We start from the raw sequence: 18,729 nt of genomic DNA, 5'->3' as shown, positions 1-18,729 counted from the left end.
AATTATTAACAAGAAAGAAATGTTAGATTTTTCAGAATTCTCAGGATTGGTATTATTCATGTTTATTTTTACAGCTGGATTTTGGTTGTTAATTTTCTTATTAACATTTGTAGTTCCTTATTGGATTGGTGGGACTATTTGGGAAAACATGAAATTAAAGAGAGAAGCTAAGAAAGCTGCTGAGGAAGGTAAGTAGTTTTATATAAGATATATTTTAAAAACCACGCATCTGCGTGGTTTTTTTATGCCTTTGTTTTTAGTACCCTTTCTTTTGGGAAGCTTTATGGATTAATATGATATTGATAAAAGCTTATTTAAACTCCTAATGTTAATAAAAAAGAGAACTATATAATACAGTTCTCTTTTTTATTAAGTTGTTATATATAATTAAGAATTAAAATCCTTCGCCACCTCCATCAAAATCACCATTACGTTCAGGACGTTCACGTTTTTTATTTTGATTGAATCGGTAGGTAAAACTTAAAGATATTTGACGTTCTCTCCATTGAAAAGAACCATCATTTATTGTTTTAAGAAGTCCGTTATCATCATATAAGTAAGTTGTACTTTCTCGTTTACGAGAGTTGAATAAGTCACTAACATTTAAAACTAAAGAAGCTTTATCTTTAAATAAATCTTTACTAAATGCAAGGTTAGCCATAAACATACCTTCCCTATCACTCTGAGCACTAGATTGTGGTCCACGGTACATTAAGCGTGTTTGCCATTGTAGTTTCCAAGGAAGAGTAACACGAGAATTAAAACGAGCAAACCAACTACTATTGTTAACTTCTTTTAAAGGAGTGATAACTTGATCTCCGTTTGCGGCAGTATATACATAAGTAAAGGCATCTGTATTAAACTTAAAATAATTAAAAGAAGCTGATAATCTAACTTTTTTGGTTGGATTATAGTTTGTTGTAAACTCAAAGCCATAACGATTTTCATCATTTAAGTTTACAGGTTGTCTTACTGTTACATTGGTTAATGCTCCACCTACTTCTCTTTCTTCTAAGATTGAAACTCCTTGAATAATATTCGTAGAATATTGATAGTATAATGAAGCTCCTAAGTTAAGTTTACTAATTCTAGTGTTATACCCTAAGTCTAGTGAGTTTGTAAAAGTAGGGTCTAAGTCAGGGTTTCCTCTAAATACATTGGTAGCAGAACTACGACTTTCAAAAGGGTTTAAAAACCAATGACGTGGTCTACGTAACCTTCTACTATATCCTAATGAAATATTTTCTCCATCGTTGATTTCATACCCTAAATTAACGGTAGGGAACCACTCAGTATAATTTTTTTCTTTAAATTGATTTGTTGTAAATACTGTTAAGTCGATATCAGTAATTTCTGCTCTTAAACCTAACAAATAAGAGAATTTATCAATTTTACTTCCATATTGAGAGTAAAAAGCGTAAATATTTTGTTTGAACTCAATAGCATTTGATAGGTCTCTTGGAAAAGGGTTTCCAGAAGCATCACGTACTCTAAAATCTGAGTTTAAATCTTGTAAGGTCGCTTTATGACCTGCTTCAAATTGACTATTTTCTCCAATGGGTAATACATAATCCATTTGGAAAAGACGGTCTTTAGAGGTTGTAATTTGTGAGTTTTGCTCAGAAAGAGTTCCATCTACAAAAATTTCAGCAGGCTCAGATTCTTCACTGTCACCGTATTGCAAATCAATTGTTAGTTTTTGCCCTTTATCGTCAATATTATTGGTATAGTTTAAAGAGTATTGCTTGTCTACAGAGTCTTCTTTTTCATTTTCAATTCTTATTTGATTACCATCTAACGTTCTATTTTCGTCATAAAAAGTAGTGTTATTAGTAGCAATATCATCATCTTTTGAGTTTCTATAGAAGAAACTACCTGTAACAGAACTTTTTTCGTTAATGTAGTATTCTACACCTAACGAACCATTATAATTATTACTTTTTCTGTCAAAAGTTCTGTCTTCGTCTCTATAATCAGAGACAACACCATTATCATCAAAGTTAGTAAAAAAACTATTTGAATTTCCAGGGCCTTTTCTGTAAGAGTATGCTAAGTTTGAAAAAATATTAAGTTTTTTTGTTCTATAATTTAGGTTGGGAGAAATTCTAAACATATCAGGGTTACCAACAGTTAAGTTTACTGAACCATTGAAACCAGTAATTTTACCTTTTCGAAGAATAATATTTAAAATTCCCGCAGTACCTTCTGCATCGTAGCGCGCAGATGGAGAAGTAATAACCTCTACCTTTTCAATAGCATCAGCAGGAAGGTTTCTTAAGGCGTCTGTACCAGTTAATCCTACCAAAGCAGAAGGTTTTCCGTCAATTAAAATACGTACGTTTTCATTACCGCGCAAGCTTACAGCCCCTTCAGCGTCTACATTTACTGATGGTACATTGTCTAAAACATCAGAAGCATTACCACCTTTAACGGTCATATCTTTTCCAACATTATAAATCTTTTTATCTAAACGAATTTCAACGGTAGATTTTTCTGCAATAATTTCAACTTCTTCTAATGTTTCAGCATCTTCAGAAAGTAGAATAGTTCCTAAGCTTTTATTTTCTGTTAAAGTATGATTTCCTAAACTTTTAGTTTTAAAGCCTATAAATTCAACTTTTATATCATATGCACCAGAGGAGGCATCTATAGAAAAATTTCCATTAGCATCGGTAACTCCTCCAATAACTTGTTGTGTGTTAGCATTTTTTAATACTAAAGTTGCGTACTCTAAAGGTTGTTTAGAGTTTGTTTCTAAAACTTTACCAGTTAGAGTAATTTTAGAACCGATACCTTTTGTAGTACGCTGTGCAACAGCTGTAAAACTAATTAGTAAAATAAGTAATGTAATTTTCTTCATTATGTTGATTTATAAAGCTTATTTGACCGCAAATTTCCCTAAAGGTTTAACGGGGTTTAGTTAAAAGAATGTTAAATAAAAAAAGGATGCGTATTAGCATCCTTTTTTATTAAATTACTTACTGAAAAATTATTTTTTCTTTTTAGTTTTTTGCTGCGCAGCTTGTTGTTCTTGAGCTTGTTTCATGGCAGTATCTAAACGCTCACGGAACTTACTCTTTTTAACAGGTTTCTTTTTATTCTCTTCAATTTTAGCATGAATCTTAGCTTCATCAATAACATAGTTCTTAATAACGAACATAATTATAATAGTTAACAAGTTTGAGATAAAGTAGTATAAACTTAATCCACTAGCATAATTGTTAAAGAAGAACAACATCATAATAGGAGAGAAGTAAATCATCCACTTCATCATTTTACTCATATCAGGCATTCCTTCTTGAGTAGGCGCTTGCATATTAGCTTGCTGACTCTGGTTCATTTTCATGTAGAAGAAAATGGCTATAGATGCTAAAATTGGAAATAAACTTACGTGATTTCCATAGAAAGGAATATCTAACCAAGAAGGTAGTTGAAATACAATGTCATAAGAAGATAAATCATCAGCCCATAAGAACCCTTTTTGTCTAAAATCAATGTTTGTAGGGAAAAACTTAAATAGCGCAAAGAATACAGGCATTTGCATTAATGCAGGTATACAACCAGACATCATGCTTACTCCAGCTTTTCGCTGTACTGCCATGATTTCTTGTTGACGCTTCATCGCATTTTCCTTACCTGGGTATTTTTTATTGATTTCTTCCATTTCTGGACGAATCACCTTCATTTTAGCACTTGATAAGTACGATTTATATAGTACTGGAGACATTATAATACGTACCACAATCGTCATTAAAATGATGATTAATCCGAAGTTACCAATAAACCCTTTTAACATATTAAATACAGGGTAGAATACAGTACGGTTTAAGAAACCAAAAATACCCCAGCCTAAGTCAGCGATTTCATCTAAACTAGTGCCTTCATAAGATTTTAACAAATTATAATCAGTAGGTCCATAGAACCATTGCATATTATAATTTAATTCCCCATTAGTTAAGGCCAAAGGAGTCTTTAATCCGTAAGTTTTAGTGTATACACTATCTTTATCTTCGCCTGCAAAGTCAACAGATTTTAAAGTTGCATTGCTAAAAGGTGTATCAGATGTTAAAATAGTAGAGAAGAAGTGTTGTTTGTAAGCAACCCAATCAATATCACTAACAACATCATCATCATTCATTTGTAAGTAATCTACTTCATCGTCAGCTTTATAATAATAGTAAGAGTACATATTTTCAGTTTTTAAACTCTTTTCGTGTCTAAAACCTTTTAAACTCCAATCTAAATTAATTTCTTGAGAACTATTAATGGTATTACTTAACCCTTGTGAACGAACAGCAAAACCTACTCGGTAGTCACCTTTTTTCATTTCGTAACGGTACTCTAAAAACTTAGCTTCAGAAACCTTTAACTTTAAAGAAAGTACTTGGGTATCTCCACTTTTGGTAAGGGTAGGAGTAAATAATAAATCTTTAGTATTTAAAATTCGGTTATCAGTGGTTCCGAAATTGATATTAAAGGAAGCGTTATTATCTTTAATTAAGTATAGAGGTAATGAGTCGTATGTTTTGTAGTTTTTAACTAAAGCTTCGATGATTTGTCCACCTTTGTTATCGATAGTTAACTTTACAACGTCATTTTCTAGTGTTGTGTTTCCTTCTTGGCTTTTAGAAGCTCCGTATGCAAAAGCACCAAACTTATTTTGTAAAGCAATTTGTTGTAACGAGTCGTTTACAACTACGTTGTCGGTTAAATTGTTTTCAGTGTTGGTAGTAGCATTTGTAGTTTGCTCTGTTTGGGTAGTAGCTTCAGGAGTTTCTTCTGGCTTTTGTGTGTTCATCCACCAAAGCATAATTCCTCCTAATAAAAGCATTCCTATAAAGGAATTTAAATCAAATTTTTTTTTTTCCATTGATATATATTAAAATGTCAACTTGTCATTTAAAGTTTTTCTTGAAAGCTGAAAAACCGGACAAAGGTAGTAAAACCCTCTAGTTTTTTTGAGGTTTTACGATGAATAATTTCATTAGTAATGGTAGTTCAAACAGCGTTCCACTTTTTTGTCAATAAAAAATCCTGCAATTTTTAGTTACAGGATTTTTAATTTATTTTTTTGATTGTTTTAAAGCAGCTTTAATGAAACCTACAAACAAAGGGTGTGGATTTAATACCGTACTCTTATATTCTGGATGGTATTGAACTCCAACAAACCAAGGGTGAGAGTCGATTTCAACAATTTCCACCAACCCAGTTTTAGGGTTAACACCTGCTGTTTTCATACCAGCACTTTCTAATTGTTCTTTATAATCGTTGTTATATTCAAATCTATGGCGGTGACGCTCACTTATTAATTCTTCTTTATAAGCTTGAAAAACTTTAGAATCTTGTGTTAATTGACAATCCCAAGCACCTAAACGCATGGTACCACCTTTTTCAGTAACATCTTTTTGCTCTTCCATTAAGTTAATAACTGGGTGTGCTACTTTAGGGGTCATTTCGGTAGAGTTTGCATCTTTAAGACCTAACACATTTCTAGCAAACTCAATAACTGCCATTTGCATTCCTAAACAAATACCTAAGAAAGGTATATTGTTTTCACGTACATATTGTACTGCTGCAATTTTACCTTCAATTCCTCTGTCACCAAATCCAGGTGCAACTAATACACCGTTTAAACCTTCTAATTGCTTAGCAGCGTTTTCAGGTGTTAATTCTTCAGAATGAATCCAACGAACGTTAACCTTTGTTTTATTACTAGCTGCTGCTCCTGCATGGATAAAAGCTTCTGTAATTGATTTATATGAATCGTGCAATTCAACATATTTTCCAACTAAACCAATTTCAATACTAGAGGTAGGGTTTTTGTGACGTTCTAAAAACTTATTCCATGTTTTTAAATTAGGTTGTTTACGTGTAGATAAGTTTAATTTATCTAATACCACATAATCCAATCCTTCTTTAAACATAAGGTTAGGAACATCGTAAATAGTTTCAGCATCTAACGACTGAATTACATTTTGTTTTTTAACATTACAAAATAATGCTAGTTTACGTTTAATATCATCAGAAATTTCGTGCTCTGAACGACATACTAAAATATCAGGTTTAACACCACTTTGCATTAATGTTTTTACAGAGTGTTGTGTAGGCTTGGTTTTTAATTCACCAGCGGCTGCTAAGTAAGGAACTAAGGTTAGGTGGATAACAATTGCATTATCCTCTCCTAAGTCCCACTGTAATTGACGAACTGCTTCTATATATGGTAATGATTCAATATCACCAACGGTTCCTCCAATTTCAGTAATTACAATGTCGTAATCGCCTGTATTTCCTAAGATTTGGATTCTGTTCTTAATTTCATCGGTAATATGAGGAATTACTTGAACTGTTTTTCCTAAAAACTCTCCTTTACGCTCTTTATTTATTACAGATTGATAAATTCTACCTGTAGTAACATTATTAGCTTGTGAAGTAGGAATGTTTAAATAACGTTCATAGTGTCCTAAATCTAAATCGGTTTCAGCCCCATCATCGGTAACATAACATTCCCCATGTTCGTATGGATTTAATGTTCCTGGATCTATATTAATATATGGATCTAATTTTTGAATGGTTACTGAGTATCCTCTTTCTTGTAATAATTTGGCTAAAGAAGCGGCTATAATTCCCTTCCCTAGTGATGAAGTTACGCCTCCGGTTACAAAAACGTATTTTGTATTATTCATGGTGCTGTTAGGTTTGGGCAAAAGTAAGAAGTCTGGCAATTAGAACAAATAAAAAAGATAAAAAACGTACAGAAAAATTATGTATGTTTGCCAAACAAACTTTTTTTAAAAAAAATAAAACAAGGGTTTGTCAGACTAAAAAACTGTTGTATATTTGCCAACGCTTTTAGCAGACGGAATTTCACAAAAGCAAAACATTTTTAAAGAAGATATTTAAGATATACTGTAATGAGTAAAAGAACGTACCAACCATCGAAGAGAAAAAGAAGAAACAAACACGGTTTCCGCGAAAGAATGGCTTCTGCTAATGGACGTAAAGTATTAGCTAGAAGAAGAGCAAAAGGAAGAAAGAAATTGTCTGTTTCATCTGAATCTAGACCAAAGAAATAATGATTAACTATTGTTAATTTTTTAAAGGCGTTACTGTTAAGTATCGCCTTTTTTTATAACCAAACAATTTTTATTTTTACATCACAACACAACACAAATTAAAATGCCTAAAAGACAAGACCTTAAATCGATTTTAATTATTGGATCTGGGCCAATTGTTATTGGTCAAGCATGTGAATTTGATTATTCAGGATCTCAAGCGTTAAGATCTTTGAGAGAAGATGGTATTGAAACTATCTTAATTAATTCGAATCCTGCAACAATTATGACAGACCCATCGATGGCTGATCATGTATACTTGTTGCCGCTTAATACGAAGTCTATTGTTCAAATCTTAAAAGAGCACCCACAAATTGATGCTGTTTTACCTACTATGGGAGGGCAAACTGCATTAAATCTTTGTATTGAAGCTGACGAAAAAGGAATTTGGAAAGACTTTGATGTTGAAATTATAGGAGTAGATATTGATGCTATTAATATTACAGAGGATAGAGATAAGTTCCGCTTATTAATGGAAAAAATTGGCGTGCCAATGGCTCCTCAAGCTACTGCAACGTCATTTTTAAAAGGAAAAGAAATAGCGCAAGAGTTCGGGTTTCCATTATGTATTAGAGCTTCTTTCACATTAGGAGGAGCAGGAGCATCTATCGTATATGATGAGAAAGAATTTGAAGAATCATTATCAAGAGGATTAGAGATTTCTCCAATTCATGAGGTAATGATTGATAAAGCAATGATGGGGTGGAAAGAATATGAGTTAGAGTTATTACGTGATGATAACGATAACGTTGTAATTATCTGTTCTATCGAGAATATGGATCCAATGGGGATTCATACAGGAGATTCTATAACAGTAGCTCCAGCCATGACATTATCGGACAAAACGTTCCAAAAAATGCGTGATATGGCAATCAAAATGATGCGCTCTATTGGTGAGTTTGCTGGAGGATGTAACGTACAATTTGCAGTTTCACCAGACGAGAAAGAAGATATTATTGCAATTGAAATTAACCCACGTGTATCTCGTTCATCAGCGTTAGCATCAAAAGCAACTGGATATCCAATTGCAAAAATTGCTGCTAAATTAGCTACTGGTTATACTTTAGATGAGTTAGATAACCAAATTACTAAGTCAACTTCAGCATTATTTGAACCAACATTAGATTATGTAATTGTAAAAATTCCTCGTTGGAACTTTGATAAGTTTGAAGGTTCTGATAGAACGTTAGGATTACAGATGAAAGCGGTTGGAGAAGTAATGGGAATTGGACGTTCGTTCCAAGAGGCGTTACATAAAGCAACGCAATCGTTAGAGATTAAACGTAACGGAATTGGAGCTGACGGTAAAGGGTATAAGGACTACAACCAAGTTATAGAAAAATTAACATATGCTTCTTGGGATAGAGTATTTGCTATTTACGACGCAATTCAAATGGGAATTCCGTTAAGTAAAATACACTCAATTACCAGGATTGATATGTGGTACTTACGCCAATATGAAGAGCTATATATGTTAGAAAAAGAAATTTCTACATATACTGTTGATACACTTGATAGAGAATTATTATTAGAAGCTAAGCAGAAAGGATATGGTGATCGTCAAATAGCTCACATGTTAGGGTGTTTAGAGAGTGAAGTGTATAAAAAGCGTGAGGAATTAAAAATAAAACGTGTTTACAAATTAGTAGATACTTGTGCTGCGGAATTTAAAGCACAAACTCCTTATTACTATTCAACATTTGAAAGTGAAATAGAAACAGCTGATGGTACCGTTTCTGTATCAAACGAAAGTGTGGTTTCTGATAAGAAGAAAGTAATTGTATTAGGTTCAGGACCTAATAGAATTGGTCAAGGAATTGAGTTTGATTACTGTTGTGTTCACGGTGTGTATGCAGCAAAAGAATGTGGTTACGAAACGATTATGATTAACTGTAACCCAGAAACTGTTTCTACCGATTTTGATACGGCAGATAAATTATACTTTGAGCCTGTTTTCTGGGAACATATCTACGACATCATCAAGCATGAAAAACCAGAAGGCGTTATAGTTCAGTTAGGAGGACAAACAGCTTTGAAATTAGCTGAAAAGTTAGAACGTTACGGAATTCCGATTTTAGGAACTAGTTTTAAAGCGTTAGATTTAGCGGAAGATCGTGGAAGTTTCTCTAGCTTATTAAAAGAAAACAATATTCCTTATCCAGAGTTTGGAGTTGCAGAAAATGCTGATGAAGCTTTAGCTTTAGCTGATGAATTAGATTTCCCAATTTTAGTGCGTCCATCATATGTATTAGGAGGACAAGGAATGAAAATTGTGATTAACAAAGAAGAGTTATTAGAGCATGTAGTAGATTTATTACGCAAAATTCCTAATAATAAATTATTGTTAGATCACTATTTAGAAGGAGCAATTGAAGCAGAAGCAGATGCAATTTGTGATGGTGAAAATGTATACATCATCGGAATTATGGAGCATATTGAGCCTTGTGGAATTCACTCAGGAGACTCGAATGCTACCTTACCAGCCTTTAATTTAGGGGAATTAGTATTAGAGCAAATTAGAGAGTATACTAAAACAATTGCCTTAGCACTAGATACAGTAGGATTAATCAACATTCAGTTTGCAATTAAAGATGATAAAGTTTTTATCATTGAAGCAAACCCACGTGCATCTCGTACGGTTCCGTTCATAGCAAAAGCATATAAAGAACCTTATGTTAACTATGCTACAAAAGTGATGTTAGGAGACAAAAGAGTAACTGATTTTGATTTCAATCCAAAGTTAGAAGGTTTTGCAATTAAGCAACCTGTATTCTCTTTTAATAAGTTTCCGAATGTAAATAAGAATTTAGGACCTGAGATGAAATCGACAGGAGAAAGTATTCTGTTTATAGATTCACTTAGAGATGATGCTTTTTACGATTTATATGCAAGACGTAAAATGTACTTGAGTAAATAAAAGCATTTTAGAATTAAAATAGATAAAGTCCGAAGTAAATTCACTTCGGACTTTTTTATTCAAAAATAGCAACAGCTCTTACAGGAGAGCCTGTTCCTCCTCGTATTTTTAAAGGTAAAGCGATGAAACGAAATCTACCTCTGCCTAATAGTTTATCTAGGTTTATCATATTTTCATAATGAGTAAAACCCATTTCTCCACAAATATGATGTACTTCTTTATTGGATATTTTAGGAACCCCTGGCGACATAGTTTCTACACCAAAAGTAGCAATTTTTTGTTCACCTAACCAAGTAGCACATTCAGCTGTAATACCTGGGCCTTTTCCCCAGTTTTCAGTATTAAAATGTTTAGTATAATGGTTTGTACAAAAAAGAACAGTATCACCTTCTTTTATATTAAGTTTTTCTTTTTCTAGTTGTTCTTTAACTTCATCAGAAGTAATTAATTCTTGTAAGTTTTTATGAGAAAAATCTAAACAAATTCCTTCGGTATAAAACATACTGAGGGGCATAGTATCTATAGATTTTCCTTCATGCTTAGCAGCCATATGGTTTAAAGCATCAACATGAGTTCCTGTATGTTCTCCCATTTCTAGTTTATATACAGCAGGAGTTTTAGTAATAGGGTTTTTAATTCCGTCCCATTCTTCGTGGGTGTTGTGTACAGACATTTTAACTTGAGGAAGGCTTTTGTAAACAGGCATTCCATCAAAAATTTCTTGACTTAAATCGATAATTTGAGGCATAATTATAATTCAATCTTTACATTGTAATTTTTAAGCTCTTCAATGTAGTTTTGAGCAGTAAAATTATCGTTGTCAAACTTTTCTTGTCTATTTTTTTTCATTTTTATTCTATGAATAGCTTCTAAAAATCGACGCATTTCATTATCATGATTGATAATAATTCCTGGAACTTTGGCATTATCACCATTGTCTTTTTTAGCTACCATAGTAAAATAAGAAGAATTACAGTGCTTGGTCTTTCCTGTTTGTATATTTTGCGCTTCTACGCGTATACCAACCACCATTGAAGTTTTACCAACATAATTAATAGAAGCTTTCATGGTAACTAGTTCGCCAACTTCAATTGGATTGATAAAGTTAACAGTATCTACTGATGCTGTTACACAATAAGTTCCTGAATGTTTAGAGGCACAAGCAAAAGCTATTTGATCCATAAGCTTTAAAATGTATCCACCGTGAATTTTGCCACTAAAGTTAGCATGAGAAGGAAGCATTAACTCAGCAATAGTAATATGAGTATCTTCTATGTTTCTATAACTATTATTGTTCATTGTCTTTTTTTATTCCTCTAAAGTGAGGAGATTGTTCTTCTTCAACATGGGTTATAAAATGTTTTGTATCACCTAACCAAAAGAAGGTTCCGAAGCGCTCTTTATAAGTCACTTTTACATAACGACCTTGGTATTCTTGAAGCTTCTTAATAACTTCTTTTTGACCATCTTCTACAGAAAAAGAAAAAATTTGTGCACCTGAAATACCTTGGCTAATTTCACCCTCCCAAGTTTTTACTACTACACCTTTATAGCTAATTTTTATTAGTTCACCTGAGCGAACTCCTTCACTGTAAGGAACAAAATAAATAAAAGCGTAGTATAGCGCTGCTATAACAGTAATACCAACTAAAATTAAACCTAAAATTTTTTTCATAGTAAAATATTGAAGCATATATAATAACAAAAGTAAGGTTTATATTTTGACTTGTAAAATGAATTGAAAGTGGTAAGTTTGTGTTGCTTCAAAAAATGATTAATATGAATTATATTTTATTCGATGGTGATGTGCGCACAGCCTTATTACCATTCACATATACACGCCCAGTGGCTGATATTAGAGTAGGGATTTTAACCATTAGAGAAAAATGGGAAAAGTATCTAGGTTTAACTACAACAACGGTAACAGAAGAGTATTTAGAAGAGAAATACCCAATGGTTGAAATGGAAGAAAATGTATTATTAAATGCTTCTTTTCTACCAACTAAACCTCTGGTTGAAATGGTTAAAAACCTTCAAGTTAATCAAGCTATTTTTAAAGGTGAAGATGTTATTGCTTTTTTTACAACAGATACTCAAGAAGAAGTTGATTTTTCTGCTTATGAGCATATTGAATTTGAAGATGATATCATTCAAATAAAAAATACATGGGATATTTTTTCATTGAATGATAAAGCGATTAGAGCTGATTTTGATTTAATAACTGAAGGTAGAAAGTCTCAACCAATACCAGAAACTGTTAATTGTGTTAATAGAAATGATATTTTCGTTGAGAAAGGTGCTAAACTAACTTTTGCAACATTAAACGCTTCAACAGGTCCAATTTATATTGGTAAGAAAGCTGAAATAATGGAAGGAGTAGTTGTGCGTGGAGCTTTAGCTATGTGCGAGAGTTCAGTGTTAAAGTTGGGTGCAAAAATTTACGGAGCAACTACTTTAGGACCTTATTGTAAAGTAGGAGGAGAGGTGAACAATTCAGTTTTATTTGGATGTTCAAACAAGGGGCATGACGGGTTTTTAGGAAACTCAGTGTTAGGAGAGTGGTGTAATATTGGTGCAGATAGTAATAACTCAAATCTTAAAAACAATTATGCTGAAGTTAAGTTATGGAATTATGAAGTAGGTCGTTTTTCTAAAACAGGATTACAGTTTTGTGGATTAATGATGGGAGATCATTCAAAGTGCGGAATTAATACCATGTTTAATACAGGAACAGTTATTGGGGTTTCAGCTAACATCTTTGGAAGTGGTTTTCCTAGAAACTTTGTTCCATCATTTAGTTGGGGAGGAGCTTCAGGGTTTACTGAATATAAAACAAATAAAGTTTTTGAGGTTGCTGAAGTAGTAATGAAAAGACGAGGTATTGAGTTTGATGAAAGAGAAAAACAAATTTTAGAACACATTTTTGAAGAAACAAAACAATATAGAAATTATTAAACTAAAAAAAGACTTTACATATTTTGTAGAGTCTTTTTTGTTAGAAATTTACTCTAAAAACAAAGTTAGGGGTAATTCCCAAAGAAATTTTATCTACTTCCTTTAGTTTATACTCAATTTCATTATCAGAATTTCTAATTGGAATAGCGTTATAGGTTCTATTCAAAATATTCTTTTTATTAAAAATGTTAAGTAAGGAGAAACCTAATTTACCTTTCCACTTTTCAGAGAAACTAAAAGAGTAGGTGACTGAAGCATCCAATCGACTATAATTAGGTAGTCTGAGTCCGTTGATATTATCTGAATCTATGATAATACGAGGAGCACCTTCATCATCAGTATAAAATCTTTTAATAGCTGTATAAGGATTACCAGTTCTAAAGATCCATCCAAGAGAGAATTCGTAGTTATTTAATTTATAAGCATGAGACCAAGAAAAATAATTGGTTATATCATGATTTGCTGGAAAAAACTTATTCTCTAAGTCTAAAAATTTAAATCTATTTTTTGTGTAGGAATAATTAATCCAAGTTCTGTAGTTATTAAACTTTTTGTTAATGAGTATATCAATACCATATATTTTTCCTTTACCGTTAGAAAAATCACTGGTTTGATCGTTGTAACCGATTGTTTGTGATGTCATTCCGCTAACCTTTTTATAATAAGGTTCAATATCTATTTTCCAGTTACTTTTATTAAAAAGCATTCCAGTAGAAATTTGTAAGCTTTTTTGTAGAGGAATATTTTCATTATTTACCTGAGCCCATATTTGGTTTTCTAAATCAAAACCTAATCTAGAAGTTTGAAACTCTATAATTTGACTCAATGTTTGATGCTTTTGTTCAAAAGAGGCTTTGAAACTTAAGCTTGATGTAAGCTTTTTTTCAAAATATAATCTGGGTTCTAAAACAAGTTTATCGATTTTTGAAAAGTAATTAAATCTTATACCTGAATTTATATTCCAGTTATTATTATCGTATAAGTATTCAGCAAAAATTGAATGTGTGTTATTTGTTCCTTTATCTTCTTGTAATGAAGAATACCTGTTCTCATTTTCTAAGTCTATAGAATACTTTAACTCATAAGCTACTTTGGTAGATGTAAAGTCATAGCCCCAAAATAAATCTGTTTTATCATTAAAAGAATAATTCATATTATATGAAAGACCAAAATCAGTTATAGAGTTGCTTTTAGTAGATAATAAAATTAGGTAGTTGTCTATGTAGTTATAATTTCCTTCATAATCAAGCTGAAAATTAGAGAAATAACTTTTTATATTATGAATCTTTTTTTCAGAGGACTGTTTTTTCCAATTTACACTTATACCAGTGTTATTAATATCTAACTTATCATTGTATTTGTCTTTGTACCTTGGAATTATAAAGTTGTTAAACATTTGGTTTTTTGTGTGTAAGAAGCTTACACTTAAAAACTCATCTTCATTAGGTTTGTATACAAACTTTGTAGTGTAATCAGAAAATTTAAATTCATTATCTCTATCAAATTTAATATTCTTATCAATGATTTGATTTTCTTGATTATCATCAAATGTTTGAAAAACACGCATTGATAATTTATTAAAAGTAAATGTCTTTAAAACATCTGAAAAAGATCTTCTAGCAGAAAAAGAAAGAGCTGTTTTTTTTGAAAAAGGAATGGTAAGAAGAGCATCGGCATGCGTCATGTTCAAGCCGAAGTTTCCAGTTATTTTATTGGGTATCTTTTCTGTAGTTTTAATATCAATTACACCAGATACTCTGTTTCCATACCTTGCACCTGTGCCGCTTTTAGAGAGGGTAATTTCTTTGGTAGTATATGGGTTAAATGCTGAGATCATTCCAAAGAAATGCCCAGAATAATACATTTTTATCCCGTCCCACAAAACTAAGTTTTGATTGGGTGTTCCACCTCTTATATATATTCCTGTAGCTGTTTCGTTGGGGCTTTGAACGCCAGGGATAATTTTTAAACTTTCTAATACGTCTGGTTCAGTTAACCCTGGTAAAACTCCTAATTGTTTTGGAAGAATAGATATAGTTCCATCTCTTTTTTTATTAATACCAGAGGTAATATAGTTAGTTACGAGGACTTCCTTTAAAAGATTATATTCGTTTGATTTGGAGGTTGAGCTTTTTGTTATATAATAATAACGTTCATTAATTTGATTAAAAATTAAAGCTGTTTGACGTTCAATTTCACTAATAAGATACACAAGTTCACATTTCTTTTTCTTAAAAGAGATATTTTTACCATTAATAACTTCAGTATTAAAAGAAAATTTTACTCCAAAATAGGTTTCTGTTTCTTTTAAAACATTTAATAAAGGAACATCAATAAAAGAAATGTCTACCTTTTCCTGAGAAAAAATAGACATCGCTAAGCATATAAAAAGTATACTTAATTTTATCTTCATTTACTTGTATGTCAATATAACTGAACTATTTTCCGCTAATTTATAAGAAATTTTCATAGGAGCAAAAACAGTTTGTAACGCTATATCAACATCTTCATGTGTAAAAGTACCAGTAAAGCGTTGAGAGGTATCTATTTTTGAAGCGTCAAATTTTAATTTGAATTGATTCTCTAAAGCTTTTATTACTTGAAGTAGAGGAGTATTATTAAAAGAACTTTCTCCTTTTATCCAAGAAGGAAAAACATCTACAAATACCCACTTTTCACTAGAATTACTATAATTTCTATAAGCTTTTCCCTTAGTTAGAATAATCTCTTCTTTGTTTTTTGAGGTAACTTTTACCTTACCTTCATAACATTTAACTTCAAAATAGTTTTCTGAAGTATTTACAGTAAATTTTGTTCCTAGTACGGTTACATTACCTCCATTAGATTGTACAGTAAAAGATTCTCCTTTCTCCACTTCGAAAAAAGCCTTCCCTTTTAAAGATAATTCCCTTCTATCGTTCCAGTTTTGTTTTTTATATGTTATTGTAGATTTAGGTGATAGATGAGCTTTAGAATTGTCAGGTAACGTAATTGTTAGTTGTTCTCCATAATTTGTAGAAAAATTAGATGTACTGTTATTAAAGTATAAAAAGCTAATTAATAAAGCTATAGAAGCAACTGCACCGTACAACCAAGTAGGGATTAACTTCACCACTTTTTTGTTAGTTTTTACAGGCTCTATGTTCTTCATAATTTTATTAAAAGCCTCCTTTTTATTGTAGGAGGGAGTTTTTAATAATAGCGAAGCATCATCAATGGCTTTAAATTGATGGTAAACTTCAGTTTGTTGAAACTCTTTCAATTCTTCAGCTGACAGCTCGTTGGCTACCCATCTGGCTAAAAAGGTTTCATCTTTATAGTTTATATTCATTTTCTATATATTCGTGCTATTTGTATTAAAAACAAGTAGAAGACTAATTACCCTACCTAATACAAATATTATTTTTTGTTATACTTTACCTATTTGCTCCTTTAAGGTAAGCAGCGCTTTACTCATTCTTTTTTCTACTGCTTTCACAGAGACTCCAACAATTTCTGCAATTTCACTATACTTTTTTTTGTCTATTCTGCTAAGTAAAAAAACTTCTCGTTGTTTTTTTGGCAAGTCGGAAATTGCTTTTTTTAGCTTTATATGAAATTCCTCTTCTTCTAAAATAAACTGAGGTGTCTCATTAGTTTTACCAGAAGAAACGTTTTTTTTTTGATGCTCCAAAACAACCTTTTTGTGTGCTATATCATTTAAAAAATGATTGTTGGCTACTGTATATAGGTAAGATTTGGCTTTTTCGAAAATAACTTTAGCGCAATTGCTCCATAACTTTATATATGCTTCTTGTACGATATCTTCAGCTTGCTGAGTATCGCCACACTTGTAATATATATAATTTCTCAATGTTTGTGAGTGTTGATTAAAAATTTCTTCAAAATTTTTTTGCTCACAAACAGATTTTAAGGGTTCTTTATTCATTTAAATCAAGTTCCTAATCGGTAGCAAATGTATGAAAATGTAATTAAGAGGTTAAAAAATTATTAATATAACTTAAAAATTGGTAATTTCTTATGTGCTTTTTCGTGATGAGGCGTTTTCTGATAAATCCAGTACAATTGTGCTTGCGAGTTTTTAGTAAAATCTCCCTCCAGTTTTAGCTTCTTAAGAAACTCTTCTCTTATTGAGGGATTATTATTTAAGAAATCTTCAGCAATATCTTCAAAAACATAAGCAGAGTACCCTTCTTTTTGTTGTAAAATAGTATCAAAAAAATTCCAGTTAAAAAAAGAATCTGTAGCTTCGGTTTCTAAGGTTTCAATAATATAACGTATTCCTGTTTGATTCGTTGGGATATAAATATCTCCCTTTTTAACGGAAATAGCTTTTTTATTTTTTGAGACTATAGTGTTATAGTGCAAATAATGACCTTCATATGGCATTTTTCGAGTATTGAAGTCTTTTATATGTTGAACTTCAATATTTAGTATAGTGTCTTTTTTAAAACGGATAAATTCAATTTTGTTATTTTTTAATCGCTCTACAACATCATGCCAACCTTGTTCTAATATATAGGCTTTTGGTATGGTAATTTCTTTGGTAGAAACAAAGTTGTTATAATAAGAAACTTTTTTATTGTAAGGCTTTGTCCTATCATAAAACAAACGTTTTCCGTTGGTAACTTTACTATCTATAAAAGTTCCTTTATATCCTTTAAAATCTAATACTGAAGGATTGTTATTATCAACTTTAAAAGAGATAGGATATGTTTTTTTATTAATGATTTCTTCAACAGCTTTTTCTCGTAAATCTTTTATTTTAGTACTGTTTTCTTCAGAAAAGTCTAAAGTAGAGAGCAACAATTCATACGTTTGTTCTACTCGAATTTTGTATGGTTTCAACATATGAGTTTCAACCATTAATCCTAATGTGTTGAATAGGGTAGTGTAGCCAGTAGAATATCTAGGAGAATCAAAAAATTGCGACCAACCACTTTCTGGAGTGCTTCCCCAAACGTTTACGTATGGGGTAATAATAATATCTTTTTCTGCCAAAGACTGTTCTATTTTAGGACGCATTTTTGTTTCAATAAAACGGCCTAACTTTCCACCTAACTTGTTATGCTGTGTAAATAAATGTGTTATAGCATATTGGTAATCTGCTCCATTACTAACATGGTTATCAATAAAAACATCAGGATTTATTGTGTGAAAAATTTCAGCGAAAGAAGCAGCGTTTTTGGTATCTTGTTTAATAAAGTCACGATTTAAATCATAATTACGAGCATTTCCTCTAAAACCGTATTCTTTTGGACCATTTTGGTTGGCTCTCGTATGTGAATTTCTGTTTAATGCTCCGCCAATATTGTATACAGGAATAACACAAATTAATGAGTTTTTGTACTTTTTTTTTAAAGAATCGTTTTGAGCGATATCTCTTAATAAAAGCATTGAAGCATCTATGCCGTCAGATTCTCCCGGATGGATACCATTGTTGATTAAAACCCTATTTTTAGAAGAGTTTTTAAGTTCTTTGACGTCGATTTTCCCTTCAGTATTGAAAACAACTAAATGCAAAGGTTTCCCAATATCTGTACGACCTATTTCAAACAAAGAAATTTCAGGATATACTTCAGCTAAACCTTCATAAAAAGAAATTACTTTTTGATATGTAGGTGTTTCTGTTCCGTTTGAGGTTTCAAACAGTGTTGTAAAATCTGTAATTTTTTTTGTAGGCTTTTGTTTACAAGCAACAGTTATTATTAGAAATAGTACAAGTAGTTTTTTCAAAAGAAAGGC

14 protein-coding genes are annotated in these 18,729 nt (G+C 31.5%); 4 read left to right on the top strand and 10 right to left on the bottom strand.

Features of this window, described 5'->3' with window-relative positions; translation table 11 throughout:
- Nucleotides 1–19: 19 nt before the first annotated feature.
- Nucleotides 20–196 carry a hypothetical protein gene (locus C7448_RS15850; RefSeq protein WP_164505156.1) on the top strand — a complete coding sequence of 59 codons (177 nt, stop codon included), beginning with the start codon at nucleotides 20–22 and terminating at the stop codon, nucleotides 194–196.
- Nucleotides 197–394: 198 nt separating this feature from the next.
- On the opposite strand, the gene C7448_RS11225 is transcribed toward C7448_RS15850, so the two are convergent.
- The 3 genes from C7448_RS11225 to C7448_RS11215 all read right to left on the bottom strand — a co-directional run bounded on the left by C7448_RS11225 (nucleotide 395) and on the right by C7448_RS11215 (nucleotide 6,683).
- On the bottom strand, nucleotides 395–2,860 hold the full coding sequence (locus tag C7448_RS11225; protein WP_115901471.1) for a TonB-dependent receptor domain-containing protein: 2,466 nt from the start codon (nucleotides 2,858–2,860) through the stop codon (nucleotides 395–397).
- 129 nt (nucleotides 2,861–2,989) lie between these two features.
- Nucleotides 2,990–4,870, bottom strand: a complete 1,881-nt coding sequence (yidC, locus tag C7448_RS11220) for a membrane protein insertase YidC (RefSeq protein WP_115901470.1) — start codon at nucleotides 4,868–4,870, stop codon at nucleotides 2,990–2,992.
- Nucleotides 4,871–5,063: 193 nt separating this feature from the next.
- Nucleotides 5,064–6,683 carry a CTP synthase gene (locus C7448_RS11215; RefSeq protein ID WP_115901469.1) on the bottom strand — a complete coding sequence of 540 codons (1,620 nt, stop codon included), beginning with the start codon at nucleotides 6,681–6,683 and terminating at the stop codon, nucleotides 5,064–5,066.
- A gap of 228 nt (nucleotides 6,684–6,911) precedes the next feature.
- Between C7448_RS11215 and rpmH the strand changes: the two genes are divergently transcribed.
- The gene (rpmH, locus tag C7448_RS11210; RefSeq protein ID WP_028891113.1) at nucleotides 6,912–7,073 is read left to right on the top strand and encodes a 50S ribosomal protein L34; all 162 of its coding nucleotides are present in this window, start codon (nucleotides 6,912–6,914) and stop codon (nucleotides 7,071–7,073) included.
- A gap of 103 nt (nucleotides 7,074–7,176) precedes the next feature.
- Nucleotides 7,177–10,029 (top strand): carbamoyl-phosphate synthase large subunit, encoded by a 2,853-nt coding sequence (carB, locus tag C7448_RS11205; protein WP_115901468.1) that lies wholly within the window; start codon nucleotides 7,177–7,179, stop codon nucleotides 10,027–10,029.
- Nucleotides 10,030–10,084: 55 nt separating this feature from the next.
- Here carB and C7448_RS11200 read toward each other — a convergent pair whose 3' ends face one another.
- From C7448_RS11200 to C7448_RS11190, 3 genes are read right to left on the bottom strand one after another with little or no spacing between them, the layout of a single operon-like run.
- Entirely contained in the window at nucleotides 10,085–10,777 is a 693-nt protein-coding gene (locus C7448_RS11200) for a cyclase family protein (protein WP_115901467.1), read from the bottom strand.
- 2 nt (nucleotides 10,778–10,779) lie between these two features.
- Complete coding sequence (locus C7448_RS11195) at nucleotides 10,780–11,328, bottom strand: acyl-CoA thioesterase (protein WP_115901466.1); 549 nt, start codon at nucleotides 11,326–11,328, stop codon at nucleotides 10,780–10,782.
- Nucleotides 11,318–11,704, bottom strand: coding sequence for a 6-phosphogluconate dehydrogenase (locus tag C7448_RS11190; RefSeq protein WP_115901465.1), 387 nt, complete (start codon nucleotides 11,702–11,704; stop codon nucleotides 11,318–11,320). The genes C7448_RS11195 and C7448_RS11190 overlap by 11 nt, the downstream gene beginning before the upstream one ends.
- Before the next feature lie 104 nt (nucleotides 11,705–11,808).
- Here C7448_RS11190 and C7448_RS11185 point away from each other — a divergent pair, with 104 nt between their 5' ends.
- Complete coding sequence (locus C7448_RS11185; protein ID WP_115901464.1) at nucleotides 11,809–12,984, top strand: GlmU family protein; 1,176 nt, start codon at nucleotides 11,809–11,811, stop codon at nucleotides 12,982–12,984.
- Between the two features lie 40 nt (nucleotides 12,985–13,024).
- Here the strand turns inward: C7448_RS11185 and C7448_RS11180 are convergent, their stop codons facing one another.
- The 4 genes from C7448_RS11180 to C7448_RS11165 all read right to left on the bottom strand — a co-directional run bounded on the left by C7448_RS11180 (nucleotide 13,025) and on the right by C7448_RS11165 (nucleotide 18,720).
- On the bottom strand, nucleotides 13,025–15,397 hold the full coding sequence (locus tag C7448_RS11180; RefSeq protein WP_115901463.1) for a TonB-dependent receptor plug domain-containing protein: 2,373 nt from the start codon (nucleotides 15,395–15,397) through the stop codon (nucleotides 13,025–13,027).
- Nucleotides 15,398–16,315: a FecR family protein gene (locus C7448_RS11175; protein WP_115901462.1), complete on the bottom strand. Its 918-nt coding sequence runs from the start codon at nucleotides 16,313–16,315 to the stop codon at nucleotides 15,398–15,400. It abuts the gene before it with no gap.
- A gap of 78 nt (nucleotides 16,316–16,393) precedes the next feature.
- On the bottom strand, nucleotides 16,394–16,912 hold the full coding sequence (locus C7448_RS11170) for an RNA polymerase sigma factor (protein WP_115901461.1): 519 nt from the start codon (nucleotides 16,910–16,912) through the stop codon (nucleotides 16,394–16,396).
- A 62-nt stretch (nucleotides 16,913–16,974) separates the two neighbouring features.
- Nucleotides 16,975–18,720, bottom strand: coding sequence for a M14 family metallopeptidase (locus C7448_RS11165; protein WP_115901460.1), 1,746 nt, complete (start codon nucleotides 18,718–18,720; stop codon nucleotides 16,975–16,977).
- Nucleotides 18,721–18,729: the final 9 nt, after the last annotated feature.

This window comes from Tenacibaculum gallaicum (genome assembly GCF_003387615.1).
Taxonomy (GTDB): domain Bacteria; phylum Bacteroidota; class Bacteroidia; order Flavobacteriales; family Flavobacteriaceae; genus Polaribacter; species Polaribacter gallaicus.
Note: the sequence above shows the minus strand (reverse complement) of the source record. Positions and strands in the feature narration are given on the sequence as shown.